The sequence below is a fragment of the Pseudomonas quasicaspiana genome (genome assembly GCF_021147825.1).
GTDB lineage: Bacteria > Pseudomonadota > Gammaproteobacteria > Pseudomonadales > Pseudomonadaceae > Aquipseudomonas > Aquipseudomonas quasicaspiana.
Window position 1 is genome coordinate 1 of record NZ_JAGTPI010000016.1, and the last position, 24095, is coordinate 24095.

At 53.1% G+C, this 24095-nt stretch carries 25 protein-coding genes and 1 other RNA gene; 10 read left to right on the forward strand and 16 right to left on the reverse strand.

Going from position 1 to position 24095, the window contains the following annotated elements:
• Nucleotides 1-120 precede the first annotated feature (120 nt).
• From KDX30_RS12045 to KDX30_RS12070, 6 genes are all read right to left on the reverse strand, one after another.
• Nucleotides 121-507, reverse strand: a complete 387-nt coding sequence (locus KDX30_RS12045) for a cupin domain-containing protein (RefSeq protein WP_231675844.1) — start codon at nt 505-507, stop codon at nt 121-123.
• A 90-nt stretch (nt 508-597) separates the two neighbouring features.
• On the reverse strand, nt 598-1407 hold the full coding sequence (locus KDX30_RS12050; RefSeq protein WP_231675861.1) for an AraC family transcriptional regulator: 810 nt from the start codon (nt 1405-1407) through the stop codon (nt 598-600).
• A gap of 71 nt (nt 1408-1478) precedes the next feature.
• Nucleotides 1479-3101, reverse strand: coding sequence for a methyl-accepting chemotaxis protein (locus tag KDX30_RS12055; protein WP_231675866.1), 1623 nt, complete (start codon nt 3099-3101; stop codon nt 1479-1481).
• 479 nt (nt 3102-3580) lie between these two features.
• A complete protein-coding gene (locus tag KDX30_RS12060; RefSeq protein ID WP_231675873.1) occupies nt 3581-4144 on the reverse strand; it encodes a hypothetical protein in 564 nt (187 codons plus the stop codon).
• A 112-nt stretch (nt 4145-4256) separates the two neighbouring features.
• Entirely contained in the window at nt 4257-5003 is a 747-nt protein-coding gene (locus KDX30_RS12065; protein ID WP_231675999.1) for an outer membrane beta-barrel protein, read from the reverse strand.
• A gap of 169 nt (nt 5004-5172) precedes the next feature.
• A complete protein-coding gene (locus KDX30_RS12070) occupies nt 5173-5424 on the reverse strand; it encodes a DUF6124 family protein (protein WP_231675882.1) in 252 nt (83 codons plus the stop codon).
• Nucleotides 5425-5797: 373 nt separating this feature from the next.
• Here KDX30_RS12070 and KDX30_RS12075 point away from each other — a divergent pair, with 373 nt between their 5' ends.
• The 3 genes from KDX30_RS12075 to KDX30_RS12085 all read left to right on the forward strand — a co-directional run bounded on the left by KDX30_RS12075 (nt 5798) and on the right by KDX30_RS12085 (nt 6974).
• Entirely contained in the window at nt 5798-6157 is a 360-nt protein-coding gene (locus KDX30_RS12075; protein ID WP_231675884.1) for a hypothetical protein, read from the forward strand.
• A 3-nt stretch (nt 6158-6160) separates the two neighbouring features.
• The gene (locus tag KDX30_RS12080; protein ID WP_027901417.1) at nt 6161-6343 is read left to right on the forward strand and encodes a DUF1289 domain-containing protein; all 183 of its coding nucleotides are present in this window, start codon (nt 6161-6163) and stop codon (nt 6341-6343) included.
• 82 nt (nt 6344-6425) lie between these two features.
• A complete protein-coding gene (locus tag KDX30_RS12085) occupies nt 6426-6974 on the forward strand; it encodes a hypothetical protein (RefSeq protein WP_231675886.1) in 549 nt (182 codons plus the stop codon).
• Nucleotides 6975-7340: 366 nt separating this feature from the next.
• Here the strand turns inward: KDX30_RS12085 and KDX30_RS12090 are convergent, their stop codons facing one another.
• The 4 genes from KDX30_RS12090 to KDX30_RS12105 form a co-directional block, all read right to left on the reverse strand.
• On the reverse strand, nt 7341-7589 hold the full coding sequence (locus KDX30_RS12090; protein ID WP_027901418.1) for a hypothetical protein: 249 nt from the start codon (nt 7587-7589) through the stop codon (nt 7341-7343).
• A 152-nt stretch (nt 7590-7741) separates the two neighbouring features.
• The gene (locus tag KDX30_RS12095) at nt 7742-8113 is read right to left on the reverse strand and encodes a helix-turn-helix domain-containing protein (RefSeq protein WP_027901419.1); all 372 of its coding nucleotides are present in this window, start codon (nt 8111-8113) and stop codon (nt 7742-7744) included.
• A gap of 268 nt (nt 8114-8381) precedes the next feature.
• Complete coding sequence (locus KDX30_RS12100) at nt 8382-8882, reverse strand: nuclear transport factor 2 family protein (protein ID WP_231675888.1); 501 nt, start codon at nt 8880-8882, stop codon at nt 8382-8384.
• Between the two features lie 116 nt (nt 8883-8998).
• Nucleotides 8999-9295 carry a hypothetical protein gene (locus tag KDX30_RS12105; RefSeq protein ID WP_231675890.1) on the reverse strand — a complete coding sequence of 99 codons (297 nt, stop codon included), beginning with the start codon at nt 9293-9295 and terminating at the stop codon, nt 8999-9001.
• Between the two features lie 279 nt (nt 9296-9574).
• On the opposite strand from KDX30_RS12105, the gene KDX30_RS12110 reads away from it, so the two are divergent.
• The gene (locus tag KDX30_RS12110) at nt 9575-10135 is read left to right on the forward strand and encodes a bleomycin resistance protein (protein ID WP_231675892.1); all 561 of its coding nucleotides are present in this window, start codon (nt 9575-9577) and stop codon (nt 10133-10135) included.
• A 36-nt stretch (nt 10136-10171) separates the two neighbouring features.
• Here KDX30_RS12110 and KDX30_RS12115 read toward each other — a convergent pair whose 3' ends face one another.
• A complete protein-coding gene (locus KDX30_RS12115; RefSeq protein WP_231675898.1) occupies nt 10172-10930 on the reverse strand; it encodes an SDR family NAD(P)-dependent oxidoreductase in 759 nt (252 codons plus the stop codon).
• A 160-nt stretch (nt 10931-11090) separates the two neighbouring features.
• Between KDX30_RS12115 and KDX30_RS12120 the strand changes: the two genes are divergently transcribed.
• Complete coding sequence (locus KDX30_RS12120) at nt 11091-11990, forward strand: AraC family transcriptional regulator (protein WP_231675905.1); 900 nt, start codon at nt 11091-11093, stop codon at nt 11988-11990.
• 89 nt (nt 11991-12079) lie between these two features.
• Here KDX30_RS12120 and KDX30_RS12125 read toward each other — a convergent pair whose 3' ends face one another.
• Entirely contained in the window at nt 12080-12466 is a 387-nt protein-coding gene (locus KDX30_RS12125) for a hypothetical protein (RefSeq protein ID WP_231675907.1), read from the reverse strand.
• 335 nt (nt 12467-12801) lie between these two features.
• Nucleotides 12802-13986, reverse strand: a complete 1185-nt coding sequence (locus KDX30_RS12130) for an aldo/keto reductase (RefSeq protein WP_231675915.1) — start codon at nt 13984-13986, stop codon at nt 12802-12804.
• 188 nt (nt 13987-14174) lie between these two features.
• Between KDX30_RS12130 and KDX30_RS12135 the strand changes: the two genes are divergently transcribed.
• On the forward strand, nt 14175-15155 hold the full coding sequence (locus tag KDX30_RS12135) for an AraC family transcriptional regulator (RefSeq protein WP_231675923.1): 981 nt from the start codon (nt 14175-14177) through the stop codon (nt 15153-15155).
• Between the two features lie 52 nt (nt 15156-15207).
• Nucleotides 15208-16284 (forward strand): SEL1-like repeat protein, encoded by a 1077-nt coding sequence (locus tag KDX30_RS12140; protein WP_231675930.1) that lies wholly within the window; start codon nt 15208-15210, stop codon nt 16282-16284.
• A 286-nt stretch (nt 16285-16570) separates the two neighbouring features.
• On the opposite strand, the gene KDX30_RS12145 is transcribed toward KDX30_RS12140, so the two are convergent.
• The gene (locus KDX30_RS12145; RefSeq protein WP_231675932.1) at nt 16571-16897 is read right to left on the reverse strand and encodes a hypothetical protein; all 327 of its coding nucleotides are present in this window, start codon (nt 16895-16897) and stop codon (nt 16571-16573) included.
• 657 nt (nt 16898-17554) lie between these two features.
• Between KDX30_RS12145 and KDX30_RS12150 the strand changes: the two genes are divergently transcribed.
• The 3 genes from KDX30_RS12150 (at nt 17555) to KDX30_RS12160 (ending at nt 22864) form a co-directional block, all read left to right on the forward strand.
• Nucleotides 17555-19180 carry a hypothetical protein gene (locus tag KDX30_RS12150; protein WP_231675942.1) on the forward strand — a complete coding sequence of 542 codons (1626 nt, stop codon included), beginning with the start codon at nt 17555-17557 and terminating at the stop codon, nt 19178-19180.
• A 244-nt stretch (nt 19181-19424) separates the two neighbouring features.
• A complete protein-coding gene (locus KDX30_RS12155; RefSeq protein WP_231675947.1) occupies nt 19425-21191 on the forward strand; it encodes an ATP-binding protein in 1767 nt (588 codons plus the stop codon).
• 335 nt (nt 21192-21526) lie between these two features.
• Nucleotides 21527-22864 (forward strand): hypothetical protein, encoded by a 1338-nt coding sequence (locus KDX30_RS12160; RefSeq protein ID WP_231675952.1) that lies wholly within the window; start codon nt 21527-21529, stop codon nt 22862-22864.
• Between the two features lie 442 nt (nt 22865-23306).
• On the opposite strand, the gene ssrA is transcribed toward KDX30_RS12160, so the two are convergent.
• Both ssrA and KDX30_RS12170 read right to left on the reverse strand, forming a co-directional pair.
• Nucleotides 23307-23695, reverse strand: a transfer-messenger RNA (tmRNA) gene (ssrA, locus tag KDX30_RS12165).
• A 109-nt stretch (nt 23696-23804) separates the two neighbouring features.
• Entirely contained in the window at nt 23805-24089 is a 285-nt protein-coding gene (locus tag KDX30_RS12170; RefSeq protein ID WP_122395594.1) for a hypothetical protein, read from the reverse strand.
• Between the last annotated feature and the right edge of the window lie 6 nt (nt 24090-24095).

Below are 24095 nucleotides of genomic sequence, written 5' to 3' on the forward strand. Positions count from 1 at the left end.
CTTGCCCGCGATTCGGTCTGTCAGTCGATGAATATCTCGTCCGTTCTGACGCAATCGCGGGCAAGCGCGCTCCTACAGGTTTTGCATTTCTGCGTTAAGACGTTTCGTCAGCGACTTAAATCAAATCCACACATCATTAACCGCCGTCCGGCCGCTCTCCTCATGTCCGGTATTCAGCACTCCGCGCGGCTCGATCAGCAGCAGTTTCACTTCCCGCTCGGCGTAGGGTTTATGCTCGATGCCCTTGCCGACGACATACATCTCCCCGGCTGCTACCGTGACAAAACCATCGCGAAAATCAATGCGCAATTCGCCTTCCAGAATGATGAAAGTCTCGTCGGTATCCGCGTGAGAGTGCCAGATGAAGTCGCCCTGGATCTTCACCACTTTGAACTGATAGTCGTTCATTTCCGCCACAACTTTCGGCGTCCATTGTTCAGTGAACAGCGCATATTTGGCGGCGAAGTTAACTGCGGAGTAGGGCGGGGCAGAACAGGTGCTGGCCATGGTCAGTGCTCTCGGTTGATTCAGAAGCACCAACCTTAGCGAGCTACAAATAAACCGTATTGCACGATCGTGCAGCTTTGGATGGCCTTGTCAGTGTCGGCCGAGCATCTTCAGCCAGCGTGCGGGAGAGATGCCAAATGCCTGACTGTACTGGCGCGTCATGTGGCTTTGATCGAAGAACCCACACGCCAGCGCGGCCTCGCTGAGCGGCTGGCCCGCGAGCAGCAAACGACGCACTTCTGCCAGACGACGCTGAGTAATGTAGCGATAGGGACTGGTGCCATACAGCGCGCGAAAATCCCGGGACAAACTCCAGCGGTCGCGACCGCTGGCCTCTACCAGATCGTCCAGCGTGATCACCTGATTCAGCGCGTCATGAATGTACATTCGCGCCCGTTCGGCTGCGGTGTAATCCAGCGCTCGCCGCCCGCGTTTATTCCCGGCGGCAGCGTCCAGCGCCTGGGCCAGATCGTAAATGGCGTCCTCTTCTTCAAGTGGGTCGAGGGCGTTTTCCATGCTTTGCAGCAACGCACTGGTCGCTGCAAATAGGCGCGGATCACTGGAGAGGCCACCCGCCACAAAAGGCAACGACTTACCGCCCAGGACCTGCTGTATAAGCGAAGGCTCGATGTAGAACATCCGGTAATGAAAGCCCGCATCGGTCCCTGCTTGCCCGTCATGGACTTCGTCCGGGTGCAAAACCATGGTGCCGCCTGCAAGGCTGTGACGGTAATCGTTGCGGTAATGAAAACTCTGCACCCCGGCCAGCGTGCGCCCGATAGCGTAAGTGTCGTGACGATGCGGCGTGTAGCCGTGCCCGCTGAAGTAAGCTTCGATTCGTTCCATCTTGCGCGACTGCGGCGCACGCACCAGCCAGTCGCGTTTGGTTTCGGTGGCCATGGAAATTTTAACCTGCGCCCTGAGTCGCCCTACCATATACGGCAATCGCAACGAATGGCAGGGCGCTCAGCTCACAGGGCAAATCGAGAGACGAGCCTGTTCAAACCGACGGCCAGCTTCGACAGCTCGGTGCTGGCAATGGAGGTCTGGCTGGCGGCCGACGAGCTCTGGATGGACAGATCGCGAATACTGACCAGATTCTGATCCACCGACCGGGACACATGCGCTTGCTCTTCGGATGCCGTGGCAATCAGCAGGTTGCGTTCGTTGATGTCAGATACTGCCGACGCGATGTCGCCGATGGCGATATTGGCTTCCTGCGCGATGGTTAGCGTCAAGACGGCCTCACTGTTGCTCTGCACCATGGCCTGCACCGCTTTGCCTGAACCTGTCTGAATGCCTTTGACCATTTGCTCGATCTCAAGGGTCGAGGTCTGGGTGCGATGTGCGAGTGCACGAACTTCGTCAGCGACCACGGCAAAGCCTCGGCCCTGTTCACCTGCGCGCGCGGCTTCAATGGCGGCGTTCAAGGCCAACAAGTTGGTCTGTTCGGCAATCGAGCGAATAACGTCGAGCACCTTGGCGATGTCCTGGGTTTGCGTCGCCAGGCCTTCGATTTCAACGGTGGTTTGCTGCACGGTCTGGCTGAGTTGTTTGATCGATTTGATGGTTTCCGCGACTTTATCTTTACCGATTGCGGCGGATTTCTCCGAATCCTGTGTGTATTGCGAAGCGGCCACTGCGTTACGTGCGACTTCTTCAACGGCCGCTGTCATCTGGTTCACGGCCGTCGCGGCCTGTTCGGTTTGCATGTTCTGTTTCTGAATACCCGACAGCGATTCTTCGGTGATGGAGCTCATTTCTTCCGCCGCCGCTGCCAACTGACCGGAAGAGTCCGAGATATGCTTAATCGTGCTCTTGAGGCTCTGAAGCATGGCATCGGTCGAGAGTTGCAACTCGGTTAGTTCATCTTTGCCAGACACTTCGACGGTAGATCTCAGGTCACCTTCTGATATCTGCTTGATGGACTGCACCAGTTTTTTTACCGGTGCGCTGATGCTGCGGGTAAAGAGAAAGGCAATAAACATCGACAGAATAATCGTGCCAATCATGATCGCAATAGTGAACGTAAAACCCTGGTCGTATTGCGTTTGCGCGACAAGGCCTGATTGAGTGGCGCCGGCATCATTCACACTGATCAGATTATCGATTGAGGTTTGCAAAGCAGTCGCCAGCGGTACAGTGACGGTGTTGATATAAACAGTGGATTCTTGGGTTGAACGGGTTTCGCTTTGAGCAATTAATACATCCAGTGTTTCTTCATAACGCTTGAGGCCTTGCATGACATCGTTGTAGAGACGCTGTTCTTCTGGATCGGATACAAGCCCGGCGTAACCGCTTACCTGTTCATCCAGCTCTTTTTTCAACTGACCCATCTTGATGATCGACGCAGCTTTTTTGTCGTCCCCGTCAGCGGTGTAATGCAACGCTTCAAGCCGCAGGCGCAGTAGCGTGGCGTCTATCTTGCCCGCCTGGCGTATGCTGGGCAGCCAATCGGTTTCCAGCTCTACGGTGGATTTGTGAACCTCGCTGATCTTGTACAGCGAGAGGGTACTCAGGCCTAGCATCAGCAGGCAGATAGCGCCAAAACTGAGCAACGCTCTGGGTGTTAGTTTGAAATTTCTCATGAACATGAGTTCACCTGTAAGTAAGGTCAGAAACGGCTGAATGACTTAATGTCCATGTGCCATCACTCTTAAGCCTAAGATCTTAAAAAAGGTCACTGTATGCAAGAAATTTCAGAGGAGTGGTGATTGGTAAATTCAATCACGAAGATAGTCAAGTGTTTGAGTGAATATAAATATTTTTTTGACGTCAGTTTTAAGTTCTTTTCACGGTTGATTTTGTTAGTGTTTTCGCCGACCTGTAATGCGAATGTTTATTGTTGATAAAGATGCTATTACCAAAGTATTAAGCAAGGCGCCGGTTTGCCGGGGTGATTAATAAAGTAGTTGTTCAGCTTGGGTTCAGGAAGTGCAAACCGGTTTTAATCATAAGGAAAGGTAGTTGTGAAGGGGAGCACTCTTCGACCTAGGGTGGCTGCCCCCCGATCCAGCAAGCCGTGATCCCCTGGTTGACATGACAGCCCGCGCTTCACCTCAGCAAAAACACTCTACGCCAACTTCATTCCGAACGGGATAGACAGTAGATGCAGGACAAACCCTGTGACGAGGCTGAAGATGATCAGGTTCCGATAGCTCCGCTCGTTAAACCTCTTGTCGTAATGATTGACGATTGGGGCTGACGCGCTAACGGCCCAGGAGAGAAGTGAAGCCACCGGCCAGATCATGTCCCGACCTGCAAAGTAAAACCACGAGGAATTGCCGTGCCTGCCCGGATAAAAGATCTCTATTTCCTGATAAATCAGCGCTTTTATCATGATCGTTATAAGAAACAAGGAAAGCGCCCCCAGCAGCACGCGCGCGGCCAATGGTAGTCGTTTCTTGGTGTATAGCTCGGGGTGCAACGTCCAGATCAGCGGCTTATGGCAACGCAGACACTTCGCTTCCTTTACCCCGTTGGGCCGCACCTTGTTGTGCTTGCTGCAGTTTCGACACGTTATATCCAGTGTCCAGTCCATGCCCTTATGACAACTCACACACTCGCGCGACAGGCCTGGATTTACCCACTGGTTTACAGCACCACAGTGCTCGCAGTTCTTTTGTCTTGGTTCCATTGATCGCCAGACCTTGTGGAGATGACACCGCGCATTTGTCGGCGTTGTAGGACCGGCTAAACCCGGTCCTGCGGGTTCAGTTGAACCCGCAGGAAAGCATGAAGCCATTACATCAGAACGCCAAACCAACCTTCACGCCATATTCATCGCGCTTGAGTTTGGTGTTGTCGGCCACATCCGAGTCCTGATCGAGCTTGTACTCGGTGCGGGTGTAATAAACACCCGCCGTCAGCGGCAGCGAACCGTTCTGGTTCATCAGGAAACTGACTTCGGCATAAGGGTTGGTACGGTCCTTGAGGTCGACCGTGTCGCTGCCCAGATCATTGACCTTGATGTAGGTGTCGGAGTTGATCGTGCGACGCGCGCCCAGCTCGACACGCATCGTGCCTTGGTCGAACTTGTGGTTGTAACCCAGCGCGGCCTTGGCAAACGGCGAGCGGGCGGTCATTTCGATGTCGAACTCATCAGAGTCCGGCTCGTAACGCGTCCAGCCATAGCCACCACCGACGATCACATCAACGAAATTGCGCGCATCCAGCGCCGCACGCCAGCCCAGGTCTACATCACCCTGGCCTTCCTTGAGCTTGTTGTCGCTCTTCTTTCCGTATCTGGCCTCAACACCTGCTTGATAAATAAAGCCCGACTCGGCTGTCAGCTTGTTGCCGAAGTTGAAAAACAGACCGCCCTGCGGCATGTGTTCTTTATCCGACTCGCTGCCGCCTTCCAGCTTGAAATCACCGTAGCTGCCCAGCAAACCAGCGGTGAAGATCGGGTCGGTAGCCGTCGCTGCCATCGCATAAGGCGCGGCCAGCAGAGTGGTGAGGGCGGAGAGTTTCAACAGGCGGGATACAAAACGAATAGACACTTTTCAACTCCTTGTGAAAAAAATGTGAAAACAAAGCGTCAGGTTCGAGGGTTTCGAGTGGGAAAAGTTCGGGGGCTGGCGTAGGAAAATAGCCGTTAAATGTGAGAGGTCAGTAGGCTACCGAGTCCACGTATCAGTCATTCTGTTCGCACCTTACGAACCTTCAACTCACACATTCAGCCTGCCTGCGATCCAGCAACCCATCCACCATGGCCTGAGCCATTTCAACAAGATGCATCACGGACATGGCATGGTCGCGTTGCGCGCCGTGCAGGTTGTCGGCGGCTTCGTAAGCGGTGCTGGTGGCGCAGCGCAGCAGGTCGGAGGTGTGTAAGAGGACGTCTTCCTGGCTGATGTCCGTGCGCACGGAAAAGAAGCGGTTAAGGGTGCAAAGTTCGGTCGGGTTGTTCTTCACCGTGTTGATCTCCTTATGCGTAACCGGGTAGCTGCAACCTTCAGGACTCGTGAAGGGGTGGCAGCTGTATGAGGGTTAGTCGACCGACCGCATAAAAATCGGCGCACTCGAAAGTGCCCCGCATACAGCCGCCATTAAGCAGGTCAGTACATGCCTGTAGCGGGACGCGTAAGATTTATACGTATCAGGCGACTAAACCCGGTCGCTGATGTGCAGCGACGGGCGGGAGATTAGAGAAGCGATTTCCCGTAAACAACCCAGCGGGCGGCGTTGGCGGAAATCGAGACCGATCCTACAACGCTCAGTGCTTATGGATGACGCTGCCAGGTAACGTATGATTGCCGTCTTATCGAATTCATCCAAGGACCCCGTCATGCCGCCGTTAAGCAAACGCGATCAGGCACGTATCGAGCGTCGCCTGGCGTCTACCCTGACCGAGGCGTGCGAAACCGCAAAAGCAGAGATCGTCGGCTTTTCGTGGCTGACCCACGAGGTGGATTACGCAGCTTTTCCTGCCAGCCTGCGCGTGGTGTGGATCTTCGATACAGACATCCAGAAAGACCAGGCCCTCGCCAGTGGCCAACGTGAACGCATGGTTGAGCTGACTGCCCAGGCGCTCGAAGACGCCGATATCGTCATTGCCGATGTCGGCAAGCGGGTGCAGTTCGACAGCGAAGAACAATGTCAGCGTGCCAATGGCGGCAACTGGCAGCAACGTCTGGCGCGGGGTTGAAGCGTGGCAAAGGACATTGAAAATCCCTGCACCTCGGTTTGCCAGCTCAGCGGTGATCTTTGCGTGAGTTGCGGCCGAAACAAGGAAGATATCCGCAAATGGCGTCGCATGAATCGCCCCGAGAAAATGGCCGCCGTGCAGCGCGCCAGTCAGCGTTTGAAAAGCCTGAACAAGAAGAAAGGCTGAGGGCTCTTAGTCAGCTGTGTGAAAGCGGCCGCCCTCTGCAATACTCCGAGCATCGATACCCGACCTGTCGCCAGGAAAAACCATGAAAACAAAAAGCCTGATGTTCTTGTTTCTGTTCAGCGTGCTCGGCGCCTTTCAGGCAAATGCAGCAGACAAATCCTGCGCTGAAGCCATCGGTGATAAGCGCTCGGCGTTACTCGTGAAGCAATGCATCAGCGTATCGCCCGCAACCCGACCACCGTGCAACGTGGCCAATAGCTGCGAAATGATCAACAGCGAAGTCGAGCGCGGCTGCGGAATGTTGGCCGATGACGGGACCGCGCCGGACTTCTGCACGTTCGCCCTCACAAAACCTGAAACCTTTCAGGGTGCGCTGATTTCCGGCAGCGGTATCGATGATCACGCCGTCACTGTTCTGCTCAACGACGGCCGTCGCTTCACGGCTTATTGCGATGGCAAATGCGGCTCGTGGTTTATCGCTGAAGACGAAGGGGAGGCTACCTTGCTGCCCAACATCGCAGGCAGGAATGTCAAAGTCACCGTGGCCAGCGAGCCCAACAAAGAACGCATCGCCGGGCCCGCAGAGGACGAGATGTTGGTGTTTGTGAAGAAGATTGAGTTGGTTAAGTAACAGCCCAGCTTTTGCGCAGCGGGGAACCTGTAGGAGCGCGCTTGCCCGCGATTGCGACGGCACAGGCGATATGTTTATCGACTGACATACCGAATCGCGGGCAAGCGCGCTCATCAGACAAAATGCAAACTAATGGCTTGAAATGCATTTTCTGTAGGAGCTGCCGAAGGCTGCGAGACATTTGTTCTGACACACCGCAATCGCAGCCTTCGGCAGCTCCTACAGGTCCAATGTTTGCTTCGCGACAGCCCTGTGTCGGGGCACGGAGCAATCTCCTGCAGGGAAAAAAGCATTTCAATTCAGAGATAGGTGGTGTTGATGGCGCGCGGCGTTGGGGCGAAGAGGCGACCGTGTTGCGGCAATCGCCTACTTCTGCGGCCCAAACGCTTCCAGTCTTGCCTGCACCGCATCATCAAAAATCATATACAGCGCTTCAACATCACTCGGCCGCAAACGCTTGGCGGTTTCCAGCCCGAGGATAAAAGCAATCTGCAGCTCACCCTCGCTCTCGACATCTTCGCGAGTGCTGGCAGCATCCAGAGAGCGAAGCAGCTTATCAATAGGCCCACGAATAGGCTTTGGCAGCCGTAACAGGTCCAGCCTTTCTTGTGTCATTACGCGCTCCAAAACCATCGACCGGGTCGAGGGCGGTTAGTAAGCCGACCATAGTGGGCCAAAACGGGCGGGAAGGGGATAGAAAAAGCGACGTAATGTTTGGAGTGCCAGCAGTCCGGCATTCCATTCCAGCAGCTAAACGACAGCGACGGTCAAGCTGCGCTTGTAGGGCGTATCAGGCTCTCTGCCGGAATGCCAAACATGTCGTGGAGCTTCCAGATCATTGGCAGAGTCAGTGATCGCTTCCGGTTCAGCACTTCATAAACACGATTGGTTCTGCCGATGGCAGGCACCAGATCTGCTGCTGTAAGCCCGGATTGTTCCATACGAAATTTGATCGCCTCAATTGCGTCCGGTAAATCAATCGGGAACGTCTTCGATTCATAGGCTTCGATCAAGGTAATCATGACCTCGAATGCATCACCTTCGGCGGTTCCAGGCTCAGGCTCGCGCTCGAACAGAGGGGAGATTTCTTTGAGAGCTTCCCGGTATTCTTCATCTGTTCGAATCGGACGGATATTCATGATCACTCCATCTTTTGCCCATACCATCCCAATCACCAGAACGCTCCACACCGTATCCGCGGAATCGTTTGTTCTAGCTGGGTAAGCCGGTCTCGTTGACCAACAGCTCTCGCCCCATTTCATCCACATTGGATACTGCATTTTCGTCTCCCGGTGGCTCTTCAGGGGATGATCGCTCTGGAGTCTTTTTCCCGGCAAAGAAAAAGATGTATCTAGAGTTACCTATCTGCCTTCTGGTCGGGAGCCTGTCTGGCAAATGGTGAAGCTTTCAAGCCTCCGGCTTCACCCGCTCTATCAAATCATTCAACACATACGTATCCAGAAATGCCTTCGCCTGCGTGATCTGCCCATCCTTGAACGTCAGGTGCCACAGGTAACTGTTTCTGTACGGCTGCTGATCCAGTGCCGTCGCTTCACCGTTCCACAGCACAACCACCACATCGCCTTCAGCAACAATGCTCAGAACAACAGGTTTGACCGGGCTGGCCAGCCGCGCGCTGATCGGTTTTACAGCTCGCTCCAGGAAGTCCTGTTTGCCTTTGTAAAGGCCAGAAACAGGGCTGGGCCCCGCGACGGTCCACTCAGCGTCAGGCGCCAACAGGTCGAAGGTGTTGCCTTTGCCTTGCTGCCAATTCACAAACGATTGGCGGACCAACTCCGCATTTGAAGGCTGCGCTACATTGTCAGTCGCCCATGCCGTGCCCGTTAAAAACACAGACAGCAGGGCAGCCGCTTGAAGTCGAAAAACCGTTTTTAGCCATGTGCGCATGTCGTTCACTCCGTTGCGGTTATCAGGATTCTTGTGGGGAAGAACCTAACCCGCATCTGAGCTGACGGCGTAGCTCGATACTGCGAGGGCTTTGCCTGATGCTGCGTTCTGTGCCTTCAGGATTTGCGCCCGCTGATCTCAATGTGGCCCTCACAGTTCATCAAAGCCTTAAGCCTTTTCTGCCCGATGTCGAACGGCACTGTCCACCAGTTCGTTCTGGAGTCATACGATGCCCCCGGCTTTAGTTCGTAGGGTATTGTTTTCACTTGCTCAGGGTGCCGTAAAAAATAAGCATCCAGTGATTGCAGCCAGAACTGCTCACCGTTATCGGGGCAAGACATCTCGGTTGACTCATCGCATCCTGAGAGCACGAGTGACAGCAAAATAGCCAAAGTTTTAAAGCGGGATTTCATTGGCGATTCCTTGAAAGGTCGGGCCAAGCCTAACAGAGGTTCTTAAAGCCTGGATGACGGGGCGGGGTTAAGAATTACCGACCGCCGAGTACGATAGCCCCACTGCCACGCCCAGCCTAGCGCGGTTTGTCGGTCGAAAAGGGGGAGTGAGCGGATTTGTCGGGATCGCTAGGTTATTAAATATTGTTATTTTGTTAGTCTATTAAAGTCATATTGTTTTATTTTTTTGGGGTGACCTCTAAGATGCTTGATTGAAGCGATTAGTGAGAGAGGTTCACCATGGGCAATGCCCTCGTTCCGGAGTTTTCAGTTTCTGACTGGCGCGCTTCAAAGCGCTTCTACTGCGAAATCCTCGGCTTCACCTGCCAATACGAGCGCCCCGAGGAGGGCTTCTGCTACCTGGCATTAGGCGACGCAGAATTGATGATCGACCAGATCGGCGAAGGCAGAACATTCGAGCAAGGCCATCAAGCAGATCATTACCCATTCGGCAGGGGCCTTAATGTCCAGATTCGAGTGCCATCTGTTGAGCCATTGCTTCGCTCGCTCGCCGAACACCACATCAAATTGTTCCTGCCTATGGAGGATCGCTGGTATCGGGTGGGCGCAGAGGAGAACGGGAATCGGCAGTTTGTGGTAGCTGATCCGGATGGGTATTTGTTGCGGTTTTATGAGCGGTTGGGGAGTCGGAGTGTTCAGGATGAGGCTATGGCGGTTTCAGCATTTCCCAGCGACGAACTTGAAGACCATCGCATCGAGCGTGTAGCCATTGAGCGCCGGGCCGCCTTTGACGAGAAGAATGCCCTGAGCCTCGAGGAGATGGAGGCTCGCTTCAAGTAAAAGGCGGCGAGAGGGCAGGGGGTAATGCCGCTGCGACTAAAGCAACTGCCCACCCGAAATATCAAACGTCGTCCCGTTAGCCCACGCCATGTCGTCAGACAGGATCGCTGCGACTGCACCGCCGATATCATCCGGCAGACCGACACGGCCCAGCGCGATGCCCTGTGCTACATAGGCGTTCACGTCTTTATTGTCGCGCACTACACCGCCGCCAAAATCAGTGGCAATGGCGCCCGGAGCAATCGCATTCACCCGAATCTGGCGCGAACCCAGTTCTACTGCCATGTAACGGGTCAGCGCCTCGACAGCGGCCTTTACCGCCGCATAGAGGCTGTAACCCGGCAACGTAAAGCGCACGAAGCCGGACGAAACGTTCAGGATGCGACCACCATCTTCAACCAGTGGCAGCAGCTTCTGCGTCAGAAAAACAGGACCGCGAAGGTGGGTAGCGACCAGTGAGGCAAACTGGTCTTCGGTTGCGTCAGTGAAGTTCGCGAAGAGACCATTGCCCGCATTGTTGACCAGGAAGTCGAAGCGCTCGCGGCCGAACCCGGTCTTCAACGTCTCCGTTACAGCGCTTGCAAAAGCCGGGTAGCTGGCGGTGTTGGTGATGTCGAGCGGCAGCATCGCTACTTTGCCGCCTATTGCCTGGATTTCCTGCTTCAGCGATTCGGCTTCTGCGACGCCGCTGCGATAGGTGCCGATGATGTGAACGCCACGTTTGGCAAGGTGCAGCGCCATGTTGCGACCAAGGCCACGACTGGCGCCGGTAATGAGTGCGATCTTGTGAGTCATGAGTGTTCTCTGCTGAGTTTCAGGCGCGTCTTTTCGGCGCGGTTTTGACCCGCTCAAGATAGGCAAGTAAAGCAGCGCCACCCACGCCCAATAAGCTCAATTCATTGCCTGATTGTCTCAATCGTATTGCGCGATGACCGGGCGCAGGCATAATCGCCCGATGAACAGAGAGCTTGCGCCGCACCTCGATATCGCCCTGCGCCACGCGCCTCCGGGCCTGACTATCACACCGGTTCCGCGTGTGGATATCTGCGTGGGGCAAGGCTCTACAGAAAAGGCACCATGCCTGTATCGCTCAATGATCTGCTTCATCCTGCAAGGCTCGAAAAGCGTTGCGATTAACGACGAACTGCTGAGCTATGACAGCGAGCAATACCTCATCAGCGCTCTGGACCTGCCCTTGATCGGGCAGATTCTGGATGCTGAGGATGGGCAGCCTTACGTTGCGGTATCGCTCGTGCTCGACCCGGCGATATTGGCGGAATTGGCAGCGACCATGCCTGCGGTTCGCGAGACTGAACAAAAAGGCATTGGCATCGCCATAAACCCGATGAGCGCTCCGCTGCGAGACACCTTGCTGCGCTTATTGTCATTGCTCGACACGCCCACCGACATCCCGGTGCTCGGCCCCATGGTCGAACGGGAGTTGCTTTATCGTCTCCTGCAGGGTCCCCAAGGACGACTGCTGCGCCAGATCGCCCAACCCGATGGCGCACTGGGTGGTATCCGCCGAGCCGTTGCGTGGATACGCGATAACTACAACGTCCAACTTCGCATCGACGCCTTGTGCGGTGCCAGCGGCATGAGCCGCGCAAGCCTGCATCGCCACTTCCTGTCCATGACAGGCCTCAGCCCCCTGCGATATCAGAAACAACTCAGATTGCAGGAAGCCCGCCAGCTTCTGCTGGCGGGTGAGCATCGCGCGTCTGACGTGGCATTTGCTGTGGGTTATGAAAGCGCATCGCAGTTTAGTCGGGAGTATTCACGGCAGTTCGGTGCGTCGCCTGCGCGTGATGTGCGGGAGATACGGCAGGCGATTGGAACTGCGAGAAGGTCCTGATGCGAAGCACTGCCCGCGTCGAGAACAGACAGGGCATTTACTCAGGTTCGGTGACGGCCTTCTTTTAAGAGTCAGCGTGGGCGACGCGATTACAACGTCGGCTTGGGAACAGGAGTATCAGGAATCGACTTGGCATTTTCAGGTCTTACCGGACAGCCGTCGGACAAGCCCCACCGTGTGATGACACCCCCCTCGACAAGAAACCTTTGAACGCACCAGACATACCTTGGGTTATACCCGCCGGCACCTGCAAGCCAGAGATATTCATAAGACAGCATGCTGGAACCATCCGCCATCTTATAGCTGTTTTTCGGCGTCCCCCACGACATGACCAAATCATCTGCCGACGATCCCACCCATGAGGCCTGTACATCCTCAGTCGTCTGAAAACGCTGGTTATACAACAGATTCCCCAGCGGAGAGTTTGTACACCCGGAGAGCATGACCCCCAACAACGCGACACCTAATAACTTCATACCCTGACTCCGTTAATCAATATTTAACCCGCGACAGGCTTGTTGTTAGCGCCGGGTTATTCATGATTTTTCACGTGGTGACCTGAATCAAGAATTCCACTTTCATCTTGCGATGTTAAAACGCGTCAGTAGATTCCGGCTGTTAGATCAGTCACTTGATGAAGCTTTATACGCCCCGTCCTCAGCCTGAAAAATAGTACACGTGTACTATTTACCGAGCGCAGAAACACCCTGAGTTGAAGAGGCCGCGCAGGGCTGCTGGCTATTTCGACGGCCGTCGGGGGCGGGTGGTGCAATGCTGGAGCGGATCTTAGTGGGGAGTGGGTTTACCTGACTCAGGACGGAACCGGCGCCTCAGCATCAATCAGGCTTTGGCTCTTCAGGTCTTCCCAGAAGGCTGCGGGAATGCCGACCTTCATCGCTTGCACATTGGCAATGATCTGCCCCGGCGAGCGCGCCCCCGGAATGATTGCAGACACTTGCGGATGCGCTGCAGCGAACTGCAAGGCGGCCGTGTGAATGTCGATACCATGTTGACTGGCCACCGCCATTATTCGCGCACGCTTTTCGATCGCACCAGCGGGTATATCCGGGCTGAAGTTGTACCGGCTGCGCCCTCCCAGGAACCCATCATTCAGGGGCGTTCCGACCACGACACTGGTGCCTTTCCTCTTCAAGGCCGGCAAGGTGTTACGCAACGCATCGCGATGGTCGAGAAGAGAGTATTGGCAGGCGAGCAGCACGATATCCGGCGTCGGATCATCGCGGGTCATCGCCTGAACCACAGCATTCGGCGTATTCACACCGAAGCCCCATGCCTTGATTAACCCTTCGGCCCGCATCTTTTCAAGTTCAACCATGGCCCCTGTGCGCGCCACTTGATACGCCGCCTCCCATCCGCCTTCCAGTTCAGTGTTGTCGGGCGAAAGGTCATGGATAAAGACGATGTCGATACGCGGCAGACCCAATCGCTGCAGGCTGTCTTCCACAGAGCGACGCGTACCCGCTGCGGTGTAGTCATACCGATAGTTGAAGGGCGCGGGTGACTTCCAGATGGCATGATCCGCGCGCACGCCACCCGCCGCCGTCAACACTCGGCCGACCTTGGTGGAAATCACATAATCGGCTGGATTTTTGCCGCGCAGAAAACGGCCCAGACGATATTCACTCAGGCCAAACCCGTAGAACGGCGAGGTGTCATACAGCCTTACGCCGGCATTCCAGGCCGCCTGCAAAACCGAATCCGCCTGCTCGTCACTGATGGGCGCAAAGATATTGCCGATCTGCGTCCCGCCCATACCGAAGCGTTGCGGGGTCATGTAACGCATTTTGTGCGAGGGCGAATTGAGGGGCAGGTCTGCGCGCACAATCCGCCCTTCTGTACGCATAACGCTTCCGCGCTCCGTCAGCGGGGAGGGCGCAGGCGCTGCAGCCAGCGAACTGGCGATACTCGATGCCGGTAACAAAGCGGCTGCTACTGCGCCCGCTGCCGAATAGGTAAGAAAATCTCGTCTGTCCATACAGCTCTCCGTTCGCGGCTTAAGTTCTACGGGCTCATCGAAGCCGATATTCGCGATAGAAATTAGAGCAACGAGGGGCAGGCGAGTGACCCTAAATCGCCATTGTTTATGCATAATCCTGCCGATACGCTTGTGCTGGGCACGCACTCTCAGCAGACTCGAACCTTCCGTTAACTGGGGCGCAGGTGATGACGAGCGGTTCTATCTCGCAATTCGGTTTCGAGCATGCGCATTCCCTTAGCCCGCGCGAATCTGTTGAGCCCAACGAGCGTCTCCAGTCACTCGGACGGCTTGTCGAAAAAGTCACCCGGCAGATCGGTCTCAACGAGATCTGCAAGACGTCGATTCCAGACCTGACCTTCTACCGAATGGCTGAATTGGGCACGCCCACTTACTGCATTTATGAGCCCTGCGTGGCAATCATTCTGCAAGGGTCGAAGGAAATCACGTTCGGTGAAGAAGCCTGTGATTTTGGGCAGGGAATGTTCTTTGTCACATCGGTCGACATCCCGACACTGGCTCGCGTGACAGCGGCAAGCGAGCAGACGCCTTATTTATCCATCGTGCTGAAGCTCGACCTGGCCTTGCTTAACGAAGTCATCCAGATGCAGGCACCTTCCAAACAGGACGTGCCTTCTCAAGCGCGGGGCTTCGCATCTGGAATGGCATCAAGCGAGATGCTCGACGCATTCACCCGGCTCGCCACACTGATCGAGCAGCCACTTGAGGCTGGCTTGATGTCGGACCTGATCAAGCGAGAGATATGCGTCCGACTGCTGCTGAGCAGTGCGGGCCAGTGGTTGCGCAGTGTCACCCGCGATGGTCATCGAGACAAAGGCATCGTCAGAGCCATTGAATGGTTGAAACTCCATTACGAAAAGCCGCTTCACGTGGCCGAGCTCGCCGAACGATCAGGCATGGCCAGCTCCACTCTGCATCACAACTTCCGCAAACTGACCGGCACCAGCCCTGTTCAATATCAAAAGTCGTTACGGCTGCAAGCCGCGCGCAGCCTGATGTTGACCGACAGGGTAGACGTGAACACCGCCGCGTTACGGGTCGGCTACGAAAGCGTCGCCCAATTCAGCCGCGAATACACCCGACGTTTCGGAGCCCCGCCGTCGAGAGACATCAAGCACGCTAGGGAACACGGTGGAAGGCTGGAATAGCGGCCCCATTCAGATCGACCAAAAAAACCAAAGGATGGAAAGGAATGCTCCTATGAAGGTTATACAAGCTGGGCTGTTTGCATCGTTGCTAGCGATTTGGTCTAACGTGACCGTTGGAAAGGAATCGCCGATCGAGGCCAGCGGTATACGCAGAGACTTCGTGTGCACGCAGGATACGGGCCCCTCGGTCGTGCCTCAGGATTCAGATGCACAACGATTATTCCTCTATGCACGCCATCTTGAATACATGCGCGAGGGGGATTACAACAGTGGGAGTCTCGATGAATTCAACCGCATCAGTCGCTATTACCGTATCGCGTCCGCGTATGGAAACGCCGATGCGACCGAGGCATTGAGGTCCCTACAGTGGAAGTTGATCGATGACAGCTACGATGGTGTTGTCACTGAGCTTCGCCGCAATCGCCAGAAAGAGACCGAGCGCCTGGCGACGTTGCTCACACAGCAGTATCCGTCTCGAGGCTACCTGCTCCAGGCCGCTATGTATGCCCAGGAATGGAATCTTACCGAGGCATTAACCCTGTATCGCAAGGCAGCGGACCTGGGCAATGCCCAGGCGCAGCACCGACTGGCCGAGTATCTCGACGTCAACTCGATCGCAATGTCCAAGGCATTCGGTGCGAAGGCCAAGGACATCGCATTCGCGTTGCCGCTCTACCGCTGTGCCGCCCAGCAAGGACACGGTGGTGCGATGTACGAGCTTGCCATCAAACAAGCCAAAGACCGGCACTACGCCGAAGCGATGGCGGGATTCCAGCAAGCAGTAATGATGGGTGAAACTGCTGCTGCAGCCAGACTTGTGGATGCTTTTAACGAGAAAGCGAGCGGGCCTGAAACACTAGGAATGAAGAGTGACGCCGCGCGTTATGAACGATACGAGAAGATCCGTATTTTCTTGATCGATGAGCAAAACTTCGACCCGCGCGTGCCCGAACTGAATCAAATTGTGCCGTTGCCGCCTGCAGCGTTGCCCGAATGGGACGGGACTTTTCAGTGGAAGAAAGAGCAACTCGCACCGCACGAAGCTCCGTCGGAGACGTTAATGGCCAGCATGGCCAAAGCCAAGGGGTTGGATCCGCAGACAGGATTACCGAAGGATGCCGCGCCTTGATAGCGGCATAGCTGCGTGCGGGGCGGTAACAGCCTTGATTTCCATTGCTCCTCAAAGCCCCGATCAAATACCCATTCACGCGCAAATGAGGCACTTGCGGTATCCGCCAAGTGCCTTGTTTATGTAGCTAATTTGGTCAACCGGGGTAAGTTGAATTGGCTCGGCAACTTATTGATTTATGGCATTAACTTGGATTTTTGGGGGGGGGGCGCTGTGGCTGAACTTCACTGCGTCCTCCATCTTGCATCGCGCCATTTCAATCAAATGCACCACTGAAAATGCATGGTCATGCTGACTGCCGTTCAAGCTCACAACCGCTGAACACCGTCTCGCCAGAGCTCCAAAGACGCTTCTCGATCACCCGATGCACATCGCAGGCTTCCAGCATCAGCAGGTGAGCGGTACTGGCGATATTCACCAGATCGGTTTCATCCGCGTCGGTGGGCTTCATGTTGATCAGCGTATCGAGGAAGCGCGTAACAAGGCTGACACGCAGCTCCGCGCAGGCTTGCAGGTCTTTTAATGGCGCTTCCGAGTCCAGCAGGAAAACGGGGTTGTCCAGGCCTGGCTGGGTGAGAGGGATGTAGCGGGGGAGTGGTGGGCTGTGGCTCATTGTGAAGCTCCTATGTTGTCTTCGACCGCCGCGACCGTCGTCAAACGATCAGGGCGGCAGCTGTGCGTGGATTGACGAACCGGAACATAGGAACAACCCGGCAGGCCGTGAGGCCTTCCACGCACAGCCACCATGACAGTGGCAGCTGCTTCACCTATGTTGAACGGATCGTCAAATCCAGTCGTTGATTTGGCAACGACGGCGCGCAGATTAGAGTTCCAGCAAAAGGCGAAGGCGGTATTTATATATATTTCTTCGTGAGGCTGAAGCTTGGGTGTATTACCGGGAGTTAATCAACCTCCGCCCAGAACCTCACAAAGACGTTCGTCCGTCATTACTGCCTCCCAAGACCTTTAACGGAGCTGTGGCGGTTCCGATTTTTCCTACCAGTTTTTCGGATTATTCGTTCATGCTGAATCGTCCGTTCCCTCTTATGTGACTAGTGGACGGCATGATGGCGGTAGGCTATTATGGTTTCAAGGTTGTTAACAAACGTGTGCCCTTGCAAAACTTTAGTAAATAAAACCAGTTAACTTATATTAAGCTTTAAAAAGCTTATTAGCTAAAGTTATAAATAAGCATCAATTTTATTATTAGCATTATTATAATAAAGCTGCCAATTATGGAATCGTCAACAAGGTACGGAGAGAGCACAAAATGGCAAATTACACGGAAATTGTAAAAAATAAAGCAAGGCACTCAGTTATCAGCAGCGCAGTTGAAGCTTTGACAAAAAACCGAACCAACTCAACATTAGCGCGGCGCTCATACGTCCGAGACGTAAAGCAGCATATCCTTAATAAGGATAATTCTTTTGATTCCATTGTAGCCAAGAAACTATCGATATCGACGATTGAAAGATGGGAATCATTTTATGACTCAATAACACAATCCAGAAAGCCAGAAAATCTCAAGGTTGCATATTTATCAGGACCTAACCCAGAAAACGATTTACGGGTATTTTGCAGTCTCGGACTTCTTCCAGAAAACATCTGGGCCTTTGAGTCTGAAAATTCCACATACAGCGAAGCGGTTATTTCTGCACTAAACTCGGAATTTCCCTTTATTAAGATAATCAATGGAGGGCTTGACGCTTTTGTCGAAGCCTCACCCCAGCGCTTTGACATAATATACTTGGATTTCTGTGGCCCTTTACCAAGCAGGGGGAAAAAACAAAAAACACTTACAGCCTTAACAAGAGTGCTTGCAAAGCACTCATTAAATTCGCCTAGTGTTTTGATTACGAATTTTTCGTTACCAACTGAAGCTCAGGACCCAATTGGTAGAGCCTTACTCGCTAAGCTAGTTGCATGCTATTTGTATCCAAAAAGTTTTATAGAGAGCGAAGATAGCGAAAATGATTTCACTGAAGGACCCATAGCTCAAAGCCTCGATCCTAATGAATGGCATCAAGTTGTATTGAAAAACCTTGACTATTACTATGGGCAGTTTGTTACGCGCCTGCTAATAGATCACGCCAGCTTAATCTCCCCTTACAATAGGTTTCCTCAGCACAACTCTTTGTTCAGTAAATTTTTTGATATTCGGGATATGGCTCCTCTCAGAAAATCCCTCGAAAGTCTTTTCCATTTCGACAAGGATGATGGTGGAGGGGATGTAATCGTCGATCCTGAAATGTATCCACTTCTTTGGACGCTCGCTGCGCTTGATAAAAGTTTAAATGATAAGGATTCAAATTACCCTCAGTTTATTTTCCAGGATGAAGAGTTCTCAAACTATTCTGATCAGTTTCTCGCCCAGCTCGACATTAAAGGAAGTAAAAAAGAGCTAGTTGACAGTCTTAAGCTCCTTTCATACTTGTTATCTGAAGGTCCAGAGCAAAGCAAATATTTATCAGAAAAATTCAAAAGCATGTACAATTCACATAAGATTTTCGACTACCATCAATTTTGCGATCTTGTACTTTTCCACCAATCAATAGAAGCTCTTTTTAGACAGGTTGCTACACCCTATCATGTAAATATCGAGAAAACACTTCGATGGTCATACAAGTCAAAAGACACTCCTATGTTTATGGACATGCTGGTGCTAGATGAATGCCGATATCTATACGATTGGATGCCTACTGTGGATATGTTTTCTAAAGCCACAAAGGACATTGAACGTCAGCTAGCGTATCGGTTTGCACTTGATGCAGTCGCAAAACATCGTCGCTGGTACAACCCAGAGTATTTTTTTGGTACCGCTGTAGTTGATCAGTTTACGGATGGCTTTGAAGCCAAGACGTTGCCCCCACGTGAACTCATCGAAGGTAGTGATTAATTTATTGCTTTGCACTTCAGTCAATCTATAAAAAGACCACAAAAATCTGCCCTTGTTACCAGCTTCCCAAGCTGATAACGAGGGTTCGATTCCCTTTACCCGCTTAACTGTTTTCAAGGCCTCCGGCCTACCCCGCGTCAACTACGTGTCTGTAGGGCGCTCTTGTGTAGAATGAGCGGGAATAATCTTTCGTGCATGTCGTTGATGTGCTCGGGACCTACAACCTTCCATGATGGATTGTGAGATGCAGCAAGCAAATTTTCAGGTTGACTCCCGACTGGCAACGTTGCTCAGCCAAGATTACTCAACCACAGAAAAAGCTCTTAAAGAGTTAGTTGATAACGCATGGGATGCAGATGCAGAAGAGGTGGTAATAGAGCTACCTGAGCCATTGACCGATGGCCCTATTGTTGTGCACGACGATGGAAACGGGATGACTCGCCAGGAGCTTGAGTCTCATTATCTGAAAATTGCATCTGATCGACGGATGCGGACTGATGGACGTACATCAAAAAAAAGGCGTCCGATCAAAGGTAAGAAAGGGATCGGGAAATTTGCTGGGCTGATGTCCGCTTCGGTGATGTGTCTCACCACAATGGCCCGAGGCCAAAAGATTTCGTTCACGCTCGGTATTCAGGACCTTGAGTCGGCCTCTGACATCGAAAACTTGACGCTACCGTTAGACGTGAGCGAATGCGGCTCCGAAGATCATGGAACCTGCGTAACACTTACGCATCTTCGCCAAGGGCTACGTTACCCAAGTGCTGATCGACTACGCCAAGAACTGATCATGGAGTACGGTCGGCAGAAGGACTTCAAAATTATCATCAATGGTAAACCGCTGGGCATTGACGATCTTGAAGGCGAGTTCACTGAGGTGCAAGGTACGTTTCCTGATGCGGGGGATGCAACTCTTCGTTTTGCCATTAGCAAAAAGAAAAGTGGTCTGAGACGCCCCGGCATTACTTTGATGGTGGAAGGAAAGGCAGTCGGTAAGCCTAGTTATTTTGGCTTGGAGAACAGTGATGAGATTCCTGCTCGTCTGCTGAGAAAGCTGTATGGCGAGGTCGAAGCTGACGGGCTGATGGACTATGTAACTGCCGGTTGGGACTCGGTAATCGAAAACAGCGAGGCTTACCTACAGATCGTCACCTTCGTGCAGGCAAATTTGGTTGAGGCTTTCCGCTCTACACACGGTATGGAAATGCGGATGGCGCATGCTCGCTTGCAAAAAGCGGTCGCCGGCCGATTGGAAAAACTGCCCCAGCACAAGCGCGAGTTTGCAGATCGAGCAATAAAGAAGGTTTTGAAAAAGTATTACGACGAACCTGCCCACAAGGTACAGGCTCTGGCGTTTGTCGTTCTTGAGGCCGTAGAACGTACTGAATACCGCTCTATCATCGAGCATCTCGCTGAAGCAAATCGCGGCGATATCGTTAACCTTGCTGATGCGCTGGAGAGCTTTGGCCTTGCCGACATGGCCGTTCTGGTCGACCAAGCTAAAGCCAGATTGCAGTTCTTGGATGACTTGGAGCGCCTAGTCCGAAATGAAGGCTGCCTTGAGTCAACGGTACACAAAGCTATAGAAGTAAATCTTTGGATTTTGGGTGCTGCATTCACGATCTTTAGCTCCAATATCACTTTGAAACGGCAGATTGAGGAACTGCTGAAACAGAAGTACTCCGGAGCGCAAGGCACGACCCGTCCAGACTTGCTGTTGAATGAAAGCCTGCTGGGGGAGTTCTTACTGATCGAGTTTAAGCGTCCCGCGCATCCTTTGAGCTTTGCGGATTACCAGCAAGCAACTCGGTACCGGCATGAGCTTACCGGGTATAGCGCTAAGCCAATAAAAGTTCTAGTAATAGGAGGGCGGATTGATGGCTTCCCGACCCGAGAGCTTGAACCTGGGGTCAGCTGCCTATTGTTTACAGACATTATTTCCACAGCACGCCGACAAATTGAATGGCAGCTTCAACGTGCCCCGGGTTTTCCTGGCTCGTTGTTGGTATAGACCGGCTCTAGTGGGGGCAGATTCCTGACTCGAGCCTTCGGAATTCAGCGACTCCGGGACTACTCGCCATTATGGCTTGTGTCGGCAGATGAAAGGGCTCTGAGATCGGGATACCTGACGCTGTAACTGCCCGATACGAAAATTGAAGGCGGCTTCTAAGATTTTACCGGCAGGACTGGTGGCGTGGTAGGTTTCTATTCTTCGCCCTTTTTGGGCGGGGTTCTGAGCTGGGCCCGAAGGGCGTGTGTCAAATTACACCCTGTGCCGCAATTGAAGGTTGTACAGACATCGAGACGAGTGTAAGAATTTCAAATAAATGATGGCAGGAGTCGTTTGTGAGGGACCACGATAAAGCTGCGGAGGACAGGAAAACGCTGATTCAAAAAAGTCCTAAGTATGCCTTGGCCGTATGGGCCAAGGAGAACGAGTTATCCCCGGAAATTATTCAAGAAAAAAGAGAGATTGCTCTGAGGTTGGCAATTGAAGGGATCGCTGATGGCTCGATAGATTCGCTTGATGGTGTCGAATCGCCGCTGTCGCGAAAAATTCAAGCTCATCATGGAGTTGATCTATTTGAGATGAATAGAAACTGGGTCGAAACAGCACAGTCCTGGAAGTGCCCATGTTGCGATCGAGGCAAATTTGAAATTTCGAGAATTGGTGGTAAGAGGCAAATTTTAGCGAAGTTAGTCGAGCATCATGATCATATGGCTGACGCACTGAAAGCTGCCTTTAATAAGGTGTTTGTTGTGAGTGGTACGGACAAGCCCACCAGTACCGGCTTAGCACTAGTTGAACGGATGGCACCTGCGCTTTCAGCTTACCCTCCAGTTTTGGTTTGCGAAGATTGTAATAATGCAGATGCTGCTGCAAAGAAGATTATCTCGAATGCTGGACGTAAGATCGAATGGCAGTCGTTCTCTATTGGGCAAATTCGTCGTTTCATCATCATTCGGGAGCACGCCCCACATAGCATAGATGTGCCCAGATTTTTAGAACTCTGGGGGCTCGTTCGCCCCGCTTACGTTGCGCGAATGAACCTCGTATACGAAGTGGCAAAGGCAGCGGTACTACAGGACTATTGGTTTGAAAGATATCAAGGCGAAGTAATGGCGGTGCCTACTCTGTCCAATGGATTCCAGCGATATAACGGACTGGAGTTAGTTAGCGGTGAGGCGCTCGTTCGTGAAATGGCAAAAAGCACCGTTAAATACTCGTCAAACTACAGTCGATGGCGCACTGAAGAGTCGCGTCCGGGAGACAAACCACCCCCAAATTTCTTAGTTATTATAGAGTCGCTGCCGGGATGTGCTCGGATGTGGGCAGAGCTTGCGGATAGTTGGAGATGCCCAGTTTGTGAGCGCTCTAAGTATGAAGTTGTAAGTTATAAAAAAGGAAAAATCAGCTTTCATACTCACTTGCCGACCCTACATAGCCAAACTTGGAGATCTCAAAGGCATATTTGCATGGGGTGCTTCAATGTTGTGGCGGCTATGAAGCGAGAGCTGGAAAAAGGCCGTGGTATAAAAGTAGGATACACATTCGACTGCATTACACCTGATGAACTACGCGCTATCATCCAAGCGAGGCCCCATTCCCCGCCTTTGGTCGACTCGGAAATGGCGGAGGAGCTAGTGAACAAGTGGCAGTTGCGTCAAGTGAGTCGTCCCTAGTTTCGTAGATACTGAATAACCGAATTTGACCGGAGCTCGCGGGCTTGCACTGCCATCTTTCGGACGTTCGTCAGCGAAAGCTCTAGGTAGGTACCGAAGCCCATTTTAATTAGGTTTAAGTCACCGGCTTACGGTAATTGAAATTCAACAGCAACTAGCCGTCGCTGCATACTCGGAGCTGCAAGCCGTCACCGGCCGTTAGGAGGTGATCCTTGGACGCAGATTTGACTCCTTTGAGCTGTCGATCGGATAGGCGGGGGGCAGGGATGAGACTCTCCTCAGGCACTGATTCAATATTCCAAAAATTAGCACCGGACGTACTGGAATACCGAATGTCTGGAGCTCACAAAATCTCAGAAGACCGAAAAAGCGCTGGAAGCCGCGTATTTACCGGGTTACAGGCACAAAAAAAGACGTCCGTAGACGTCTTTTTTTGACAATTTGGTGGAGCCGGGGGGATTTGAACCCCCGTCCGCCAGTACTCCGCTGTCGGTCCTACATGCTTAGCCGTGTCTATTAAGTTAACCCTCAGCGACCCGACGGGCAGGGTGCTTTGGGCGAGCTGTGTAAGTTTTAGCCGATTCGTCCACAGCGTACTGCACGGCGATTCTGTTCTATATGACAATCACTTCGGGTTTACAGACATCCCCTAATGATTGCTGGAGCCGAAGCTACCAGAAGTGCGGGCTAGGCTGCTTACGCAGCTAGTTGAGCACCGTAGTTATCGTCATTGGCAACTATAGAAAGTTGCAACAGTGGATTTACGACTTCTGTTACCAAGTCGGCATGCACCTAAAGTTTCATCACCGGCGTCGAATCCTAATCGGCCCCAGGTGACTGCTTTCGCAGTCAGGCCGCGGAGTGTACTCCAATGAGCTCCTCGCGTCGACCTTCTGACGCATCCGTTTTCGGCCAGCCGCGGGGCTGGCCGAAACGCGGATTACTTGGCGCCTTCGCTGGCCGAGCCAGTGTTTTTCAGCTTGGTGATGGTCTTGGTGGTCAGTTCAACGCAGGTTTTTTCGTCGCCAGCTTTTTGAGCCTTTGTCGCATCTTCTTGGGTTTTCTCGATTTCAGCTTTGGTGTCGGCCGACATGTTGGCATTGGCTGAAGTATGGGCATCCTTCAGCGTCTGCAGGTTGGCACCACAAAGGTCGTCGGCGGCGAACGCCGGGGAACCCAACAGGGCAGCGGTGAGGAACAATCCAGTGAGTGCTGTGCGCTTCATTGTGTA